Genomic DNA, 16,503 nt, shown 5'->3' with positions numbered 1-16,503 from the left:
CACAAAAAAGAGATACCTCTACAATTCCATTATTGTGTCATACAGGGCCAGAATCAATAAAATTAGCATAAAATCATAATAAAATAATAGGATAAACGAGTTTAATAGTATAAAATACAATCTAGAGAAATAGATTTAGGTTGGTTTTTCAAATGCATGAAATGAGTTATATTGCCAAAATGGTAGGTTTGGCAGAGGAAATTGCCAGAGATAATGAGGCAAAAGCAATTAAAAAAATCGTTGTAGAGATAGGCAAAACAAGTGGTGTTATGCCGTATTATATGCACAAATATTTCCCGGAAGCATCAAAAGGAAGTATGCTGGAGGGAGCAGAGCTGGAGTGCATAGAGGTGGATGTTAAGGCACTATGTGAAGAGTGTGGTAAAGAGTATTATCCCAATAGGGATAACAGATATCTTTGCCCCCATTGCGGAGGAAGAAAAGCCCATATTATCGAGGGAAAAGGAGTTACTCTTAGAAATATTGTTATAGAGGATAAATAAGTTATATAACATATATGTGCTATATGCAATTTGTTCAGGAGGTTACATGAAGACATTATATCTGGAATGCAAAATGGGTGCTGCCGGAGATATGCTTGGCGCTGCTATTCTGGGTCTTTTTGATGATTCTGAGGCTATTGTCAATGAGTTAAATACCATTGGCATAGATGGCGTTGAATATAAGCTCGAGATTACTGATAAATGCGGAATACAAGGAAATCATTTGAGAGTTCTGGTACATGGCAAGGAAGAGCTTCCGGATGATATTCATGAAGGTCATGATCATTCAAACGCAAGCCAACATGATGTCGAGAATCATCAAGACCACGCCCATAGGACTTTGTATGAGATTGAAGACATTATCGAGAACATGAACCTTGATAAAGAGATAAAGAGTGACATAAGAGAGGTTTATGAGCTTATTGCTGAGGCTGAAAGTAGTGTACACGGTGTTGCTGTGGACAAGATACATTTTCATGAAGTTGGGGACATGGATGCTATTGCGGACATTACAGCAACCTGTTACTTGATGCATAAACTGTCTCCTGACAAGATTATCGTATCCCCAATTAACGTAGGAAGCGGCGTGGTGAAGACTGCGCACGGCATTCTGCCGGTTCCTGCCCCTGCGACAGCGCATTTATTGATGGAAATTCCATATTATGAGAGTGAAGTGATTAAATCAGAGCTTTGCACACCTACAGGAGCAGCACTGATTAAATATTTCGCGGATGAATATTCTGCACAGCCGGTTATGACAGTCAAGAAGATCGGTTATGGCACCGGAAATAAGGACTTTCCGCAGGCAAATGTACTAAGAGCTGTTCTTGGTGAGACTACAGATGAATCTGAGTATGTTCTTGAGCTTATCTGCAATATTGATGATATGACAGCCGAGGAGATAGGTTTTGCTACAGAGATGTTATTTGAAGCAGGTGCTCTCGAGGTTTATACAATTGCAGCCGATATGAAAAAGAACAGACCCGGAACGCTACTGTACTGCGTGTGCAAACAAGACAGCAGAGAGCTGATGATCGAGAAAATATTCAAATATACAACTACTTTGGGAATCAGGGAAAACGTATGCAACAGGTATGTTCTTGCCCGGGAAGTAAAAAAGATTGATACTCCTTATGGTGAAGTGCGTAAGAAATACGCCTATGGATACAATGTCACAAGATCCAAACTTGAATATGAGGATTTGGCAGGCATTGCCAGAAGAACCGGGAAATCAATAATAGATCTGAAAAAAGAGATTGAGGAATAATAACAAGAGTTATCTAAAACAACATTCAAAATGCTTTGGATAACTCTTGTTTACTCTGCGAGAGCTTTAATTGCTTCCTGTGAATTTTTGAGGCATTCTTCGGCGGTTTCTTCGCCCTTAATACACTTTTCAAGCTCTTTTCCAAAGGCATCCTCAATCTGAGACCATTTCGTTGTTCTTGGGCGAACTCGTGAGTTATTTGTACCGGAATAAATGGCCTGGAAAAACGGATATTCTGTTTGAACGGTTTTATCTCTGAAAATACTCTTTCGTGTTGGAACTCCGCCATACGAGAGAGCTTCTTTTTGTACGCTTGCACTGGTAAGATATTTAACAAGTTCCAAAGCAAGCTCCTGATGATTGGAATTTGCAGTAACACCAAGTAACCAGTTTCCGATTTCTCCGGTTGGTAGTGTATCGGATGAGGAGGCCTTTTTTCCTGGAATCTGAGCTATTTGAGCTTTGGTTCCGGTGCCTGAAATGAACCATGAAGGCCATCCAAGAGCAATTGCAGCCTGACCACCGGATACTGCATCAATTAATCCGTCTTTGTCGTAGTTATCACCTGTTTCGAGGAGTTTAATGTAGAAATTCAGTGCTTCGAGACTTTCTTTGCTGTCTAATATCACGTTGTTATAATTGTCGAATAAATCTCCTCCGAATGCCCAGAGAATTGGAAGAAAGTCAGAAACTATAGGATTTCCGGCCTGTCCCCTTATAGCGTATCCTTTTTGACCATTTGAGTTAAGCTTTTGACAGGTTTCCAGAATAGATTGCCAGTTGGATAGATCTGGATCTGTGCCAACAACATCTGAGTTATAAAAGATTAGCTGGACGTTTCCTGAAAACGGAAGAGCATAAGTAGCACCTAATGGATAAGGGTCTTTTCCCAAAAGCCTTGATTTCTCAACGAAATCATCATCATCACTATAGCCAAGATGAGTAAGATTTGTAAGTACGTTCTTTTCAATGTATTCCGGCATCAGGGGATCGTCGATCATTATTACATCGTAAATACCGTTTTCGTTCTCAGCATCCTTAATAACGGTATCGTGGATTTCGTCTGCTGAGAGGGATATAATGTTTACATTACAGTTATATTGGCTTTCAAAAGCGGCTTTAACCGCGCTTATAACATCAGAATGAGAACCATCTCTTGCAGCAATATTGAGGGTGGTTCCGTAGTTGTAGACACTTGATGTGGGAGAATTATTACCACAAGCAAGCAGTGATAGAGTTAGTAGTACGCAAAGAGTGATAGAGAAAAGTTTTTTGCGCATAATCATTACCTCCATGCATAGTTCTATGCATAATAATTCTAACATATACGACGGCTAAGCATATGAAAAGAAAATGATATTTCGATAAACATTTGCTTTAAAATATGATTTAAAGGAGAACGTTTTGATAAAATTAGACTTAATTACCGGATTTCTTGGAGCAGGGAAGACAACATTCATAAAGCATTATGTTAAGTACCTTCTTAAGCAGGGCGAAAAGATATGCATTATTGAGAATGACTTTGGCGCAATTAATGTTGATATGGTTCTGCTTAAGGAATTGGAGTCAGAAGGCGTTAACCTGGAAATGGTTGTGGGCGGAGATGGCAAGGAGGCCCATAAAAGAAGACTTAAAACCAAACTAATATCCATGGCTATGATGGGATGCGAGAGAGTCATCATTGAACCTTCAGGAATATTTGATGTAGATGAGTTTTTTGATCTGGTTTATGAAGAGCCCCTGGATAGATTTTATGAAGTGGCGAATGTTATCGCCATTGTGGATCCCAAACTGAAAAAGCCATTATCTAAGCAGGCGAGATATGTACTAATGTCAGAGGTGGCTGATGCCGGAGCTATTGTTCTTAGCAGAACGCAGGAAGCTAAACAAAAAGAAATAGCTGATGTTATCAATACTATTGAAAATGCCATGGAAGAATTCAAATGCAGGCAAAAAATCGACGAAAACAGAGTAATTTCTTCTGCGTGGTCAGACGAGGATATATCATGGCTTGATAATGTTGTTAAATGTGGATTTAATAGAAACAGCTTTGAAAAACAGCCTATTGATGCGAATCAGGATTTCCAAACAATTTTCTACTTCGATTTTCAGATGGAAAAGGATATTCTTTTTGAAAAGATTAAAAATATTTACGCGGATTCGGAATGTGGAAATATTCACAGAATTAAAGGAATCGTGAAAGGCAGTGATGGCGCGACTTTTGAAATCAATACCACGCGTAATGAAATTCTGACTAACAGAGTCAACACTGAGAAGGCAGTATTAATCATCATAGGTGAGAAACTGAATAAAGAAAGCATATCAAAATATCTTGGAAAACCAACGTTATAATGTGAAAAAACTTCATAAAATGACGCATTTGTTGTATAATCTAGAGTAAGGGTTTTTCTAGGCACAGATTGGGAGAATACGACAATGGAAAGCAAAAGCAATGACGGTAAAATTGGATACTCAGCAATGGTTGATTTTTCTTCTAGTGATATTTTGTACATGCTAAAAGACCTTCCGGATGCATGTTGTATTTTTAAAGTGCTTACGGATCCTTTTGGCACAGTTAAGGATATGCTATTTCTTTTTGCCAATGACAAGTATGCGCAGTTGGTTGGAAAGAAATCTGCGGAGCTTATAGGAAGTACCTACTACGAAACTGTGGCCAACAGAGATGAAGACTGGATTAAGTATAGCTATCAAGCTGCCATTCTTCGTCAATCAAATATTTCCCGAACATATAATTCATCTTTTGATAAATGGTTTGAATTTTGGGCTGTTCCTGTTTTCCAGAAAGGCTTTTGTGCCTTTATTATTCATGATGTTACTGCGGCCAAAAAGACCGAAGAACATACTGTGCTCAGAACTAATACCAATAAACTGATCATTGACTGTGCCACCGCGGTTTCTTCAGCTGAATTTGGAAAAGGAATTAAAAAGGTACTGAAGATTCTTGGCCAGGCAATAAATGCAGACAGAGTTTATATAGTACCGGAGAGCTTAAATCCTAATGAGATTCACTCCTGGCTCAATAGTGCAAGAACACCTAATTTGCCATCAAGAAAGGTACTTGAGAAGTATGATGTAGCAGCCATATGGGAGAGGCAGCTAAAGGGCAAAAATGTGGCTGTGGTAAATGATACTGCTACACTCATGAAGAACAATGAGGAATTCTATAACGAAGTACTGGCAGGCGCTATTTCCAGATATGCCATTGTCAGGCTGATGGATAAGGATAAAAGGCTTGGATATTTGGCGGCGGACAATTATTCCAATGAGCTTGATCTGGATATAACAGAACTTATGGAGTCTGTAGCTATTTTTATTTCCGCAGAGATAAGAAATAAGGCCCTTACTGATGAGATGTTATATATGGGAAGCCATGATTCTCTAACTGGCCTTGGGAACAGACATTCACTTAATCAGTCCCTGATGCTGCTTACAGAGATGTCAACTACGGTTGGTGTTTGCTATTCGGACATAAATGGTCTAAAGGCTATCAACGATGAGCAAGGCCATGAAGAGGGTGACAAACATATTCAGCATGTTGCAGAGATCTTTGGTTCAGTATTCAAGAAAAAATTCTGCTATAGAATTGGCGGCGATGAATTCATTGTGATAATGCCCGAAGTAGATGAAGATGTTTTTGAGACCCTAATCAAGAAACTGAAAACAAAATTAAAGCATGTTTCTGTTTCAGTAGGCTCTGTATGGTCAAGCGATTCAAAGAACATTAGGAGCAGCATTCGTGAAGCAGACGAAGCTATGTATGGAAGCAAATCCGAGTATTACAAGACCCATGAGCGTAGACATAACACATGATATCAAATCTTAATGAGCTTATGAAAGGCAGCTTATGATTATTCAAAGTGATAATGTGATATTGTCAAAAAAATCAGCATTTAACGATGAGCATGACGACGTACTAAGGACTTTGTACGCTCTTTATGATCATGTTAATTTGCTTGATTTAAAATCATTAACACTTAGATGTTTGTATACAGGTAAGGGCGATTATCTTTTTAGAGAGAAAACAGACCTGGCGGATTATATCGAGGAAGTTGCCTGTGATTTTATCCATCCTGATGATGTGGATGCGTATAAAGAGTATGCATATCCTGATACCATAAGAAAACGTATCGAAGAGGATGAAAAGTCCTTTATAATGGAGTATTTTAGGACCCTGAAAGATGATGGTTCCTATGTTTGGAAGGCTTATATAATATTAAAACCATCGTTTGCGGATGAAGGAATATATTTATCCTGCGTAAGAGATGTGGACTCAGAGACGGAGCACATCCTGATCAAGAACGACTATGTTAAGCTGTTCAATGATCTGCCACTTGCTTATGCTGTACTTCAGCTAAATGAGGAATCATCTCCCAAAAAGGATGAGATTATCTGCGTTTATTCCAGTAACAGACTTACACGGATGATGGGTAAAAACCCAAATCAGATTGTTGGGAAGGATGTTTATCCGGAGTTTGGTAAGGATCATGACGATATAATACAGATGATGCGCAACGCTGCGTTTAAGGGAATAAATAGTAAAGCAACGTATTATTTTGCAAAAGGCGGCAGGTGGATCAACATTACTGTTGATAAAGCTGCAGTTACCGGAAGATGTGCAATCATTCTCGAGGATGTAACGAAAGAGCATATCACTAATGAGTTCATGGACAGAGAGTGGCGTACAGACGACCTTATCATCAGTTGTACCAAGATGCTTCATAGTGGACTTCCTCATGAGATAGCCATAAATGAGGTTATACGTCTTGTAGGCGAAGCAACCTGTGCAGACAGGATTTATATTGTTGAGAAAAAAGAAGATGATACGTTTTCAGCCACCTATGAGTGGTGTAACAATAATATATCATCTGTTATGGACAGACTTACGTGTATTGAAAGAGATAATATGCTCAACTGGGAAAAAGAGTATCCCGGGGCTTTTAGTCTTGTAATCGATGATGTATCAACCATTGAAAATTCTCATCCTGAACTATTTAAAAAGCTTGTTTCCTATGACACCAAATCCATAGTTGAGATACCAATCTACGATGAAGGAGTTCTTATTGGTTATTTTGGTGGGATTAACTTCGGAATGATCAATAATCTGGACTTAAAAGAACTGATTGAGGCAGTATCTTATTTCTTGTCATCAGAGTTCAGTAGATTAAGACTTTTGCAGGAGCTTGAACATAAGAGTATCTATGACAGTCTCTGTGGTGTTAAGAATCGTAGCGCCATGGAAATGACCATTAAAAAGCTTAAAAAGAGAAGTCTTACGATTGGTATTATTTATGCTGACGCGAATGGACTTAAGCAGATAAATGATACTATGGGACATGAAGCCGGTGATGAGCTGCTCAAAAAAATAAGTACCATAATGAAGCGGCATATCAACAGGGACCTTATCTATAGGGTTGGCGGTGATGAATTTGTAATTGCCATTCCTAAGGTTGAAAGACAGAATTTCATTGATGTATGTGAAGATCTTCAAAAGGACTTCAATGAAACTGAAGGTATTGCAGTTGCTATGGGCTGGGATTGGGGCCCGTCTTCAGCAGATGTGGAAATCATCATGAAAAATGCTGATAAACTGATGTATGAAGACAAGGCAAGATATTACAGTACACATAACAGAAGAAGATCAAGAGACAGATAAAAAGAACTATCACTGTTACAGAGAAAGTGATAGTTCTTTTTTATTGCTATTTATTGTTTTTGATATGAAGCATCAACTTTCAATTCCCATTTGCTCTTTCGGAAATAAATGAGCATTATGATGCTACAAACCAGCCATCCCATAGGATAAGCAATAGATATCGGATATATTGATGTGGTCAGGTGTGAAACTATAAACAAATATATCTGTCTGAATACTACAAAGGAGCTGAGCATGATAAACATAGGCGCTTTGGCATCTCCAACTCCTCTAAGTACTCCGGCATGAGTTTGGTTACTGCAACACAGAATGTCAAAGAAACAATTCATTCTGATGAAAAGAGCTCCGTAGCGCACGACCTCAGGGTCAGCATTGAACATGGATACTATTTTGGGTGCAGCAAGAAACTCCGGTATTACAAGGGCGATAGTACATAGGGCTGCCAAGAAAAGAGCTTCTTTAATACCCTTTTTGATTCGATCAACATTTCCTGCGCCGGCGTTCTGGCCTACAAAGGTAGTTGCTGTAAGTGCGATACTTTGCATCGGAAGCATTACAAAGGCATCAATTCTGCCGTAGGCTCCCCATCCTGCAGTACTGCTTTCTCCAAATCTGTTAATGTAGCTCTGGACAAAAAGATTTGAAAATGAAATGACAGCCATTTGGATTCCGGCGGGCATTCCTATCTTAATTATCTGAGACAGGATTGATTTATCTATGGTAAACTCTGTAATTCTTAGGTTATAGCATTCTTTACTAAGGAACAGGACAGCAATGGTAAGAATTGCTGATATAAACTGAGAAATAATAGTCGCATAAGCAGCACCTGCTACACCCATATCAAGTGTTATTACAAATAACAAATCCAGAAAGATGTTGAATATAGAGGTGATGATAAGGAAAATAAGCGGTCTTACGGAATCACCTACAGCTCTTAGAATTGCGGCCCCAATGTTATACAGCATCAGTCCGATTATTCCCAAAAAGTAAATCTGAAGATACTGCGTAGCGAGAGGCATTACTGACTCCGGAGTGGACATAAATACAAGCAGCGGAGGAGTAATAAAGTAGCCAACTACCATCATTATCAGACCCAGAATCAAGGTACAGATAACTGAAGTATGCACAGCTCTTCTAAGTCCTTCTATATTTTTGGCACCGAAATAATGGCTTATTACTACGCTGGAACCGGCTGAAAAGCCCATAAAAAAGCCTACAAGAGTGTTAATAGCCGGAGCTACACTGGTAACTGCACCAAGTCCTTCCGGTCCAACTACTTGGCCTACTATTATACTATCTATGGTGTTATACAATTGTTGGAAGACATTTCCGGCGAGAAGTGGAATGGCGAAAAGAATAAGTTCTTTTCGGATTGACCCCGTCGTCATGTCCATAGTAGATGTTCTGGACATAAAAAACCTCAGATATATTTAACGTGTTTTGCACAATACATTTTATCACACTGGCATTTATAAGGTAGAGGCGATTTTTGACATGATTAGACGTATATTTGCTATAAATTCATTATAATGCACAAAAAAGCCATCGTATATCTCTATACGATGGCCAATTATATCTATTGGATTGCTTTTGCAAATGATTATGCAAGAGAAGCTGTGATGATAGCCATTGAGTAAACTTCAAGAGCGTTACATCCACGAGAAAGGTCGTTGATAGGAGCGTTAAGACCAAGAAGAATAGGTCCATAAGCTTCGAAGTTACCCATACGCTGAGCAATCTTGTATCCGATGTTACCTGCGTTGATGTCAGGGAAGATAAAGATGTTAGCGTGACCTGCAACAGCTGATCCAGGAGCCTTCTGCTTAGCTACGCGTGGAGAAACTGCAGCGTCGAACTGAAGCTCACCGTCGATAGGGATGTTAGGGTATTTCTCCTGAGCCTTCTTGGTTGCATTCTGCATCTTAGATACTGTGTCATCCTTAGCTGATCCCTTTGTTGAGAATGAAAGGAAAGCAACCTTAGGATCTACACCAAATCTAGCAGCACATCCTACTGTCTCGCCGCAGATCTCAACAAGCTCATCCTCGTTAGGATTGATGTTGATACCGCAGTCAGCCATAGCGATTACTTCGTTCTCGCCAGTTGCAGCTGGACGAACAAGGATGAAGCATGAAGAAACGATAGTGTTCTCAGGCTTAGTCTTGATAATCTGAAGAGCTGGACGAACTGTGTCAGCTGTAGAATATGTAGCACCACCAAGAAGACAGTCGCCAAGACCCATCTTAACAAGCATTGTTCCGAAGTAGTTTGTCTGCTTGAGCATAGGAATTGCCTTCTCAGGTGTCATTCCCTTGCTCTTACGAAGCTCGCAGAACATATCAACCATCTCGTCGAATTTGTCAAAGTTATCAGGATCAATAATCTGAGCGCCTCTGATGTTGTAACCAGCTGACTCTGCAGACTTGTTGATCTCATCTGGGTTACCTAAAAGAATAGGCTTAATGAAGTTGCCAGCAAGAAGTCTTGAAGCAGCCTCAAGAATTCTTGGATCTGAACCCTCAGGTAAAACGATAGTCTTAGGGTTAGCCTTAAGTTTTTCGATCATATCACCGAATCCGTACATGTATTTGTCCTCCTTATTAACAGGTGAATTGTAAAATGTAAGCGCATACATTTTTTATGCGCAATAGGCATTATAGACCTAGAAAAATCAAAAAAATTTGATTTCAGTCAAAATACACATAAAATTATAGTTAAAATCAATAAAAATCTATGTTAATTTATTAACCAAATTATATAGTTTGACTATTTTTTAACTATGCTACATTTAATGGTATATATGGTAGAATTACCTTAGATTTTTTGAAAGGAAAAATGAGATATGAATATGAATCCAATGCTGTTTATGCAGCTTCAGCAAAGACTTAGTCTTTTTCAGCAGGACCATCCCAAGGTAATGCCTTTTATGCAGGCAGTAGGAAGCACTGCAGTAACTGAGGGAACTGTATTTGCAGTTAAGGTTACTACACCTGACGGCAAGGTTCTGGAGTCCAATATCAAGCTCACAGCCAATGATATTGAGACAATCAATTTGATGAAGAATACAAATATGCAGCAGTAATGCGCATAATGGAAACTGAATAAATAAAAAGAGCCCATTGATAACAGCTGCTATCAATGGGCATTTTATTGTATTTATATCATCCAATTGTGATATTTACTGTGGCTTTTCAAAGTGTCTTCTCGTAATATCCGTCTTTTTTAACAAAACCGGTCTTGTCGAGATATGGTCTGTTGTATTTGTCAGAGCCACGGTAGGTAAGGGATTTGATGCCATCCTCCGGAAGTTTGGTGAACAGGAACTGACCAATAGAGAAATCTCTGTACTCAGGTGTTACATAGTCCAAAAGAACTTCTATAGATCCGTCATTGAGCTCACCAAGCAGAACTCCTGCAGGTTTTCCATCCTGACATACAACGTAGCCGGTATTGGCTTTTGAAAAATCCATGTTGATACCGGGGAAGATTTTTACAATGTCATCTCTGTATTTATCAATAGTGTACTTTAACAGAGAATCGTTGCAATCAGCTTTGACAAGGTCATAGCTCTTGCTTGTGTTGCTCATCTTAACCAGATAATAGATATTGATGCACACAAGGCACGCATTCATGATGGCTGTAGGATATGAATGGATAATGAATGCGTAGATTGTAAAGATTACGCTTCCTATAGTGTTTACAACGCGAAGCTTAAATACGGATGCCATAAGGAATGAAACAAGCACCAGGGCTGATCCCAAATATCCGATTGCTTCGATCAGAACAGCTTTATCTAACATATAATACCTCATTCTTTCATAATAATTTCTGTCTAATACATGGTAGCAAATATAAGTATATTAAGCAAATTTGCTGCTTTTGTGCTCATTTTTTTCCAAAACTTCGAATTATGGATATATAAACCGTCAAACCCGCTAATGAAGGGGATTACAGGAATTGGTATTATCATTTCAACATCAATGTGCTAAGCACATTTGCTTGGGCAAAGCCCAAAGAAAGAGAGGAAAGTATGAGTTACCAATTAATTCCAATTTTTGCGATCATTCTAGTAGTTATAATGATCATCGTTGCGGGGTATGTTAAAGCTCCCCCAGATAGAGCCTATATCATTTCGGGCATGAGAAAAAATCCAAGAATCCTTATCGGTCGTGCAGGAGTTAAGATTCCATTCTTTGAGAGAGTCGACAAATTGTATCTTGGACAGATGACTGTAGACATTAAGACAGAACAGTCAGTACCTACAAACGATTTCATCAATGTAAATGTTGATGCTGTTGCAAAGGTTAGAATCGGCACAAGCCCTGAAGCTATCCAGTTGGCAGCCAAGAACTTCCTTAACAAGGATCCTGAGCAGATCACAGAAGATTTACAGGATTCATTACAGGGTAACATGCGTGAGATCATCGGTACACTTGCTCTTAAGACAATTAACACCGACAGAGACAGCTTCTCAGATCAGGTTATGGAGAAAGCTTCCAAGGATATGAATAAGCTCGGTATAGAGATTCTATCCTGCAATATTCAGAACGTAACTGATGAAAACGGTCTTATCAATGATCTTGGTATGGATAACACAGCTAAGATCAAGAAGGACGCAGCTATTGCTAAGGCACAGGCAGACAGAGACGTTGCTATTGCTAAGGCTGAAGCTGATAAGGCAGCTAATGATGCAAGAGTTCTTGCACAGACAGAGATTGCTGAAAAGAATAACGCACTTGCTATTAAGCAGGCCGAACTTAAACAGCAGGCTGACACAGCAAACGCTGTTGCTGACGCGGCATATGCGATTCAGCAGCAGGAACAGCAGAAATCTATTGAAACTGCTACTGTAAATGCTCAGATTGCTAAGGCAGAGCGTGAAGCAGAACTGAGACAGAAGGAAGTTGTAGTAAAACAGCAGGAACTTGCTGCTGAGGTTGAGAAAAAAGCTGATGCTGAGAAGTATCAGGCAGAGAAGAAGGCTGAAGCAGAACTTATCCAGCGTCAGAAAAAAGCTGAAGCTGCTAAGTACGAGCAGGAAAGAGAAGCAGATGCCAAGAAGGCAAAAGCTGAAGCTGAGAAATATGCTCTTGAACAGCAGGCTGCAGGTATTAAAGCTAAATATGATGCTGAAGCAGCCGGAATTGCTGCAACCGGTAAGGCAGAAGCTGAAGCCATCAGAGCTAAAGGTATTGCTGAAGCTGAAGCAATGGAAAAGAAAGCAGAAGCTTATAAGAAGTACAACGGCGCAGCTATGGCTGAGATGATGATCAAGGTAATGCCTCAGATTGCTGCTGAGATTGCAAAACCTCTTTCTCAGATCGATAAGATCAATATCTATGAGACCGGTGAAGGCGGTGAGAGCGGTGCTTCCAGAATTTCAGGAAACATGCCTATCGTTATGAAGCAGGTATTTGATACCATGAGCGAGGCAACAGGTGTTGATTTCGCAGAGATCATGAAAGCTAATACTTATGACGCTAAGGTTAACAAGAACGTTAACATTACAGGCGCAGAAGTAACAGTAGCTACTGAGAAGTAATTATATAAGATATATAACATCTATATAGTTAAATGACGTAATATAGTTAAGACAGACTCTTTTTATCGTAAAAGAGTCTGTCTTTTTTCTGTTTAGATACTGTATAGTATTAATAGAAAATTATGAGGAGGGCTTATGAGCAAGAAAAAAAATATCGTGGTTTCACTATTTATGGTCTTAACAATGATTGTTTCAAGTATGGGGCTTGGAGGTTGCGGAGTTAGTAATACCACAGCACTGACAAATTACTGGGCAGCTGATTCAAATGTTTCAGAGAGTCTTAGAAACTATGTAAAAATGGTTACTAATAAAAACGATAGCGGAAATTACATCCCTGAAAAGGACAGAATCGCAGTATTTGATATGGATGGTACACTGACATGTGAGACTTACTATACCTACTATGACACTATGATGTTTATAAACTACTGTCTGATAGATCATCCTGAGAAAGTATCCGATGAACTGAAAGCTGCAGCTGCCGAGATTGAGCCCGGATATACTGCAGGTGAGGAACTGGCCCGAAACTTTGCCAAGGCCTATGCCGGAATGACTATACAGGAATTGTACGATTATGCCGTTGAATTCGGGCAGAAACAAACAGATAGTTTTAATAACATGCGTTATATTGACGGATTTTATCTGCCTATGGTGGAATTGGTTAAGTATCTGTATGAAAACGGATTTACAATTTACGTTGTAAGCGGTACAGAGCGCACAACTACAAGGGCCATCGTTGCTAATTCGCCTATAAGCGAATATGTATCCCCAGCCCATGTAATAGGAACTGAGTTTGAGGTGAAGCAGCGTGGTTGTGAGGATATCCCATCAAATATGGACTATAAATATGCTGACGGAGATGATCTTGTTTTCACCGGTGGATTTATTCAGAAAAACTTAAATGCCAATAAATCTATATGGATTGAGAGGGAAATCGGACAGAGGCCGGTGCTTGCCTTTGGAAATAGCGGCAGTGATACCAGCATGATGAACTACGTTTTGGACAAAAGAAATCCTTATCCTGCCCAGAGTTACATGGTAGTTGCAGATGATGACGTCCGTGAATGGGGAAAGCAGAACTGGGAAGAAAAGTCAGCAGCCTACATCGAACAGGGGTATATTCCTATTTCTATGAAAAATGATTTCCTTAAGATTTACCCGGATAATGTAACAAGGTCTGAAACACAGTACGTAGAACCTGAGAATGATGCAGATGAAGAGGAAGATGAGGCTGCATGATAGGAGGGAAGGAAATGATCCTTTTTGTGAATGCGTGTGTCAGAGAGAAATCTAGGACTAAGAGACTTGCACAAGCTCTTTTGGCAAAGCTTGAAGGAGAAGTGGTTAGTGTAAACCTTGAAGACATTTGTTTTGACGTAACAGATGAGGCATACCTAAAAAAGAGAGATAGGCTAATAGCAGAAGGAGCCTTTGATGACGATATGTTTGCATTGGCCAGGCAATTTGCCCAAGCTGACACGATTGTAATAGCAGCTCCTTACTGGGATTTGTCTTTTCCTGCTAAGCTTAAGCAGTATATTGAGGCTATAAATGTATTGGGAGTAACCTTTGAATATACGCCGGAGGGATTTCCCAAGGGCTTGTGCAAAGCGAATAAGCTTTATTATGTGATGACAGCGGGCGGCAATTACGTGCCTGAAGAGTTTGGGTTCGGATATATAAAGGCGCTTGCGCAGAACTTTTATGGAATCAGTGATGTTGAGCTAATTAAGGCAATCGGATTGGATATTGCAGGTGCTGACGCAGAGGCTATACTGGAGGATTGCTTATATCGAGAAGGATAAGATTGCGAAATATGTACACCTATCTCGCATATTTTACTATCCACCTGTGCTCTTTTGTATAGTATACTTTCTCTCATAATAATTATATGAGGCAGTTATTGCTGCAAAGGAGAGTAAAATAATTAAATAATGACTGATATTTATAGTTATGAAAGAGCAAAAAAGATTGTAACGGTAGAAAAAGTTTTATCTGCACTGGTGATAGTTGCGCAGATTCTAATCATCATCCTATATCATTTCGATGTATGGACATCTCAAAAGAAGATGATTTTGGCACTGGGACTACTTCCCTGGGTGAGATACATATACGCACTTATCTTTGCAAAGCTTACCTGTTGGGACGAAGCAAATGCAAAATCTGATGATTTACATATAAGATCTACAGCAGCGTGGAAAGAAACACATATAGAATTCTTCCATGTTTTTTCCTTTTTCCAGGGCTTCATTTTGCTGTATGATATGCTTACTTTGTTTTGTATTGCGCAGACCTATAAGGGATTCAGTAAAATCCTTATTCTATGGGGACTTATTTGGTTACTGATGATGGTTATAGGCTATTTCCGTATTGAAGAAATAAACAAAGGAAAACAGATGTTATATTATGGGTTTATGATGGCCATTTTCATCGGCCTTACTGTGAACTCGACATGTTACTATTTGAGTAGCCCAGCGACCCATGAAGAATGCACATTTGTTTCAAAATCGTATAGTCATTCCACAAAGGGCGGAACTACTTATTATGTGACTGTAAAGTTGCAGGATGGAACTGAGTACGAAAGCATGGTAGGTAGTGATTTATACAAGAAGGCAGAAGAGACCAAGCTGGTGACTTGCCACCGTGAAGGCCCCTTTGGTATTGAGTACCTTCGCGTACACGGATCATGATTTTAACGCATGAAGTGAGAAAAGAAATGCCAGAGATAGAAAATATTTAGGAAATTAGCTGATGGATGCTTATAACGAGAAAATCATAAGAAAAGCGATAACGGTTCACGGATTTGTTCAGGGGGTTGGCTTCAGGTATAGGGCAATACATGCTGCCGAACTTGTTGGAGCAACAGGATGGGTCAGGAACAATCCGGATGGATCCGTTTCGATGGAGATACAGGGAACCGAGGAACAGATTGATAAAGTGTTTCAGATGATTGAGCAGGGGACCTATGTGTCGATTGATAATATGATAGCCAATACTATTTCGGTTCTGGAAGATGAACGAGGATTTAAGGTATCAGGGTACTGATGAAAAGAAGGATGTCTTAGCGACATCCTTTCAGACTGAAGACAAAGTCCACGGCTTACGCCGTGGATTTTTCTATACAAAAGTGCCACAAACCCAGTATTTATCTAGGATTGAGGCACTTTTTGTGTTATAATAGGAGTATCAAAGTTGGGGATGGGGATCGCACTTATGATGACTTCGAATACAGAAAGAAAACGTGAACAGATGCAGTTTGTGAGCATGGATGACCTTGTTCCGCAGGACCATATGCTCAGGCTTATTGATAAGGCAATTGACTGGTCATTCATCTATGACCTTGTTGAAGATAAGTATTCTCCTGACATGGGCAGGCCAAGCATGGATCCTGTCACTCTTATTAAAATTCCATTCATTCAATACTTATACGGAATAAAAAGTATGCGCCAGACCATCAAGGAAATCGAGGTAAACGTTGCATACAGATGGTTCCTTGGTCTTGAACTCAATGAACCAG

General features: G+C 39.6%; 16 protein-coding genes. 12 read left to right on the top strand and 4 right to left on the bottom strand.

Features of this window, described 5'->3' with window-relative positions; translation table 11 throughout:
• Positions 1–152: 152 nt before the first annotated feature.
• Both hypA and larC read left to right on the top strand, forming a co-directional pair.
• Entirely contained in the window at positions 153–503 is a 351-nt protein-coding gene (gene hypA / locus G613_RS0114265; RefSeq protein ID WP_029233263.1) for a hydrogenase maturation nickel metallochaperone HypA, read from the top strand.
• Positions 504–549: 46 nt separating this feature from the next.
• The gene (gene larC / locus G613_RS0114260; RefSeq protein WP_029233262.1) at positions 550–1,770 is read left to right on the top strand and encodes a nickel pincer cofactor biosynthesis protein LarC; all 1,221 of its coding nucleotides are present in this window, start codon (positions 550–552) and stop codon (positions 1,768–1,770) included.
• A gap of 50 nt (positions 1,771–1,820) precedes the next feature.
• Here larC and G613_RS0114255 read toward each other — a convergent pair whose 3' ends face one another.
• On the bottom strand, positions 1,821–3,050 hold the full coding sequence (locus G613_RS0114255; protein WP_029233261.1) for an extracellular solute-binding protein: 1,230 nt from the start codon (positions 3,048–3,050) through the stop codon (positions 1,821–1,823).
• A gap of 124 nt (positions 3,051–3,174) precedes the next feature.
• Between G613_RS0114255 and G613_RS0114250 the strand changes: the two genes are divergently transcribed.
• The 3 genes from G613_RS0114250 to G613_RS0114240 all read left to right on the top strand — a co-directional run bounded on the left by G613_RS0114250 (position 3,175) and on the right by G613_RS0114240 (position 7,444).
• A complete protein-coding gene (locus tag G613_RS0114250; protein ID WP_029233260.1) occupies positions 3,175–4,122 on the top strand; it encodes a GTP-binding protein in 948 nt (315 codons plus the stop codon).
• 84 nt (positions 4,123–4,206) lie between these two features.
• The gene (locus G613_RS0114245; RefSeq protein WP_029233259.1) at positions 4,207–5,601 is read left to right on the top strand and encodes a diguanylate cyclase domain-containing protein; all 1,395 of its coding nucleotides are present in this window, start codon (positions 4,207–4,209) and stop codon (positions 5,599–5,601) included.
• A 34-nt stretch (positions 5,602–5,635) separates the two neighbouring features.
• Positions 5,636–7,444, top strand: a complete 1,809-nt coding sequence (locus tag G613_RS0114240; RefSeq protein WP_029233258.1) for a sensor domain-containing diguanylate cyclase — start codon at positions 5,636–5,638, stop codon at positions 7,442–7,444.
• Positions 7,445–7,494: 50 nt separating this feature from the next.
• Here G613_RS0114240 and G613_RS0114235 read toward each other — a convergent pair whose 3' ends face one another.
• Positions 7,495–8,856, bottom strand: coding sequence for an MATE family efflux transporter (locus tag G613_RS0114235; protein WP_029233257.1), 1,362 nt, complete (start codon positions 8,854–8,856; stop codon positions 7,495–7,497).
• 188 nt (positions 8,857–9,044) lie between these two features.
• Complete coding sequence (pta, locus tag G613_RS0114230) at positions 9,045–10,028, bottom strand: phosphate acetyltransferase (RefSeq protein ID WP_029233256.1); 984 nt, start codon at positions 10,026–10,028, stop codon at positions 9,045–9,047.
• Positions 10,029–10,286: 258 nt separating this feature from the next.
• Here pta and G613_RS0114225 point away from each other — a divergent pair, with 258 nt between their 5' ends.
• A complete protein-coding gene (locus G613_RS0114225) occupies positions 10,287–10,526 on the top strand; it encodes a hypothetical protein (protein ID WP_029233255.1) in 240 nt (79 codons plus the stop codon).
• A 109-nt stretch (positions 10,527–10,635) separates the two neighbouring features.
• Here the strand turns inward: G613_RS0114225 and G613_RS0114220 are convergent, their stop codons facing one another.
• Positions 10,636–11,244, bottom strand: a complete 609-nt coding sequence (locus G613_RS0114220) for a YgjV family protein (RefSeq protein WP_029233254.1) — start codon at positions 11,242–11,244, stop codon at positions 10,636–10,638.
• Positions 11,245–11,474: 230 nt separating this feature from the next.
• Here G613_RS0114220 and G613_RS0114215 point away from each other — a divergent pair, with 230 nt between their 5' ends.
• The 6 genes from G613_RS0114215 to G613_RS0114190 all read left to right on the top strand — a co-directional run.
• Entirely contained in the window at positions 11,475–12,986 is a 1,512-nt protein-coding gene (locus G613_RS0114215; RefSeq protein ID WP_029233253.1) for a flotillin family protein, read from the top strand.
• Positions 12,987–13,121: 135 nt separating this feature from the next.
• Entirely contained in the window at positions 13,122–14,225 is a 1,104-nt protein-coding gene (locus G613_RS0114210) for an HAD family hydrolase (protein WP_029233252.1), read from the top strand.
• Between the two features lie 14 nt (positions 14,226–14,239).
• Positions 14,240–14,791 (top strand): NAD(P)H-dependent oxidoreductase, encoded by a 552-nt coding sequence (locus tag G613_RS0114205; RefSeq protein WP_242826157.1) that lies wholly within the window; start codon positions 14,240–14,242, stop codon positions 14,789–14,791.
• 129 nt (positions 14,792–14,920) lie between these two features.
• Positions 14,921–15,676: a hypothetical protein gene (locus G613_RS0114200; RefSeq protein WP_029233251.1), complete on the top strand. Its 756-nt coding sequence runs from the start codon at positions 14,921–14,923 to the stop codon at positions 15,674–15,676.
• A gap of 61 nt (positions 15,677–15,737) precedes the next feature.
• The gene (locus G613_RS0114195) at positions 15,738–16,031 is read left to right on the top strand and encodes an acylphosphatase (protein WP_029233250.1); all 294 of its coding nucleotides are present in this window, start codon (positions 15,738–15,740) and stop codon (positions 16,029–16,031) included.
• A 168-nt stretch (positions 16,032–16,199) separates the two neighbouring features.
• Positions 16,200–16,503, top strand: a 304-nt coding sequence (locus tag G613_RS0114190; protein ID WP_029674973.1) for a transposase, incomplete at its 3' end; no start/stop codon positions are given.

The sequence above is a fragment of the Butyrivibrio sp. VCB2006 genome (genome assembly GCF_000420945.1).
Taxonomy (GTDB): domain Bacteria; phylum Bacillota; class Clostridia; order Lachnospirales; family Lachnospiraceae; genus Butyrivibrio.
The sequence above is the reverse complement of the archived record's forward strand: the minus strand, read 5'-3'. Positions and strand labels throughout refer to the sequence as shown.

What these genes read in the sequence shown, in the direction of transcription:
- hypA (WP_029233263.1), top strand. Translation starts at nt 153, where the DNA reads ATGCATGAAATGAGTTATATTGCCAAAATGGTAGGTTTGGCAGAGGAA.
- larC (WP_029233262.1), top strand. Translation starts at nt 550, where the DNA reads ATGAAGACATTATATCTGGAATGCAAAATGGGTGCTGCCGGAGATATG.
- G613_RS0114255 (WP_029233261.1), bottom strand. Translation starts at nt 3,050, where the DNA reads ATGCGCAAAAAACTTTTCTCTATCACTCTTTGCGTACTACTAACTCTA.
- G613_RS0114245 (WP_029233259.1), top strand. Translation starts at nt 4,207, where the DNA reads ATGGAAAGCAAAAGCAATGACGGTAAAATTGGATACTCAGCAATGGTT.
- G613_RS0114240 (WP_029233258.1), top strand. Translation starts at nt 5,636, where the DNA reads ATGATTATTCAAAGTGATAATGTGATATTGTCAAAAAAATCAGCATTT.
- G613_RS0114235 (WP_029233257.1), bottom strand. Translation starts at nt 8,856, where the DNA reads ATGTCCAGAACATCTACTATGGACATGACGACGGGGTCAATCCGAAAA.
- pta (WP_029233256.1), bottom strand. Translation starts at nt 10,028, where the DNA reads ATGTACGGATTCGGTGATATGATCGAAAAACTTAAGGCTAACCCTAAG.
- G613_RS0114225 (WP_029233255.1), top strand. Translation starts at nt 10,287, where the DNA reads ATGAATATGAATCCAATGCTGTTTATGCAGCTTCAGCAAAGACTTAGT.
- G613_RS0114220 (WP_029233254.1), bottom strand. Translation starts at nt 11,244, where the DNA reads ATGTTAGATAAAGCTGTTCTGATCGAAGCAATCGGATATTTGGGATCA.
- G613_RS0114215 (WP_029233253.1), top strand. Translation starts at nt 11,475, where the DNA reads ATGAGTTACCAATTAATTCCAATTTTTGCGATCATTCTAGTAGTTATA.
- G613_RS0114210 (WP_029233252.1), top strand. Translation starts at nt 13,122, where the DNA reads ATGAGCAAGAAAAAAAATATCGTGGTTTCACTATTTATGGTCTTAACA.
- G613_RS0114205 (WP_242826157.1), top strand. Translation starts at nt 14,240, where the DNA reads ATGATCCTTTTTGTGAATGCGTGTGTCAGAGAGAAATCTAGGACTAAG.
- G613_RS0114200 (WP_029233251.1), top strand. Translation starts at nt 14,921, where the DNA reads ATGACTGATATTTATAGTTATGAAAGAGCAAAAAAGATTGTAACGGTA.
- G613_RS0114195 (WP_029233250.1), top strand. Translation starts at nt 15,738, where the DNA reads ATGGATGCTTATAACGAGAAAATCATAAGAAAAGCGATAACGGTTCAC.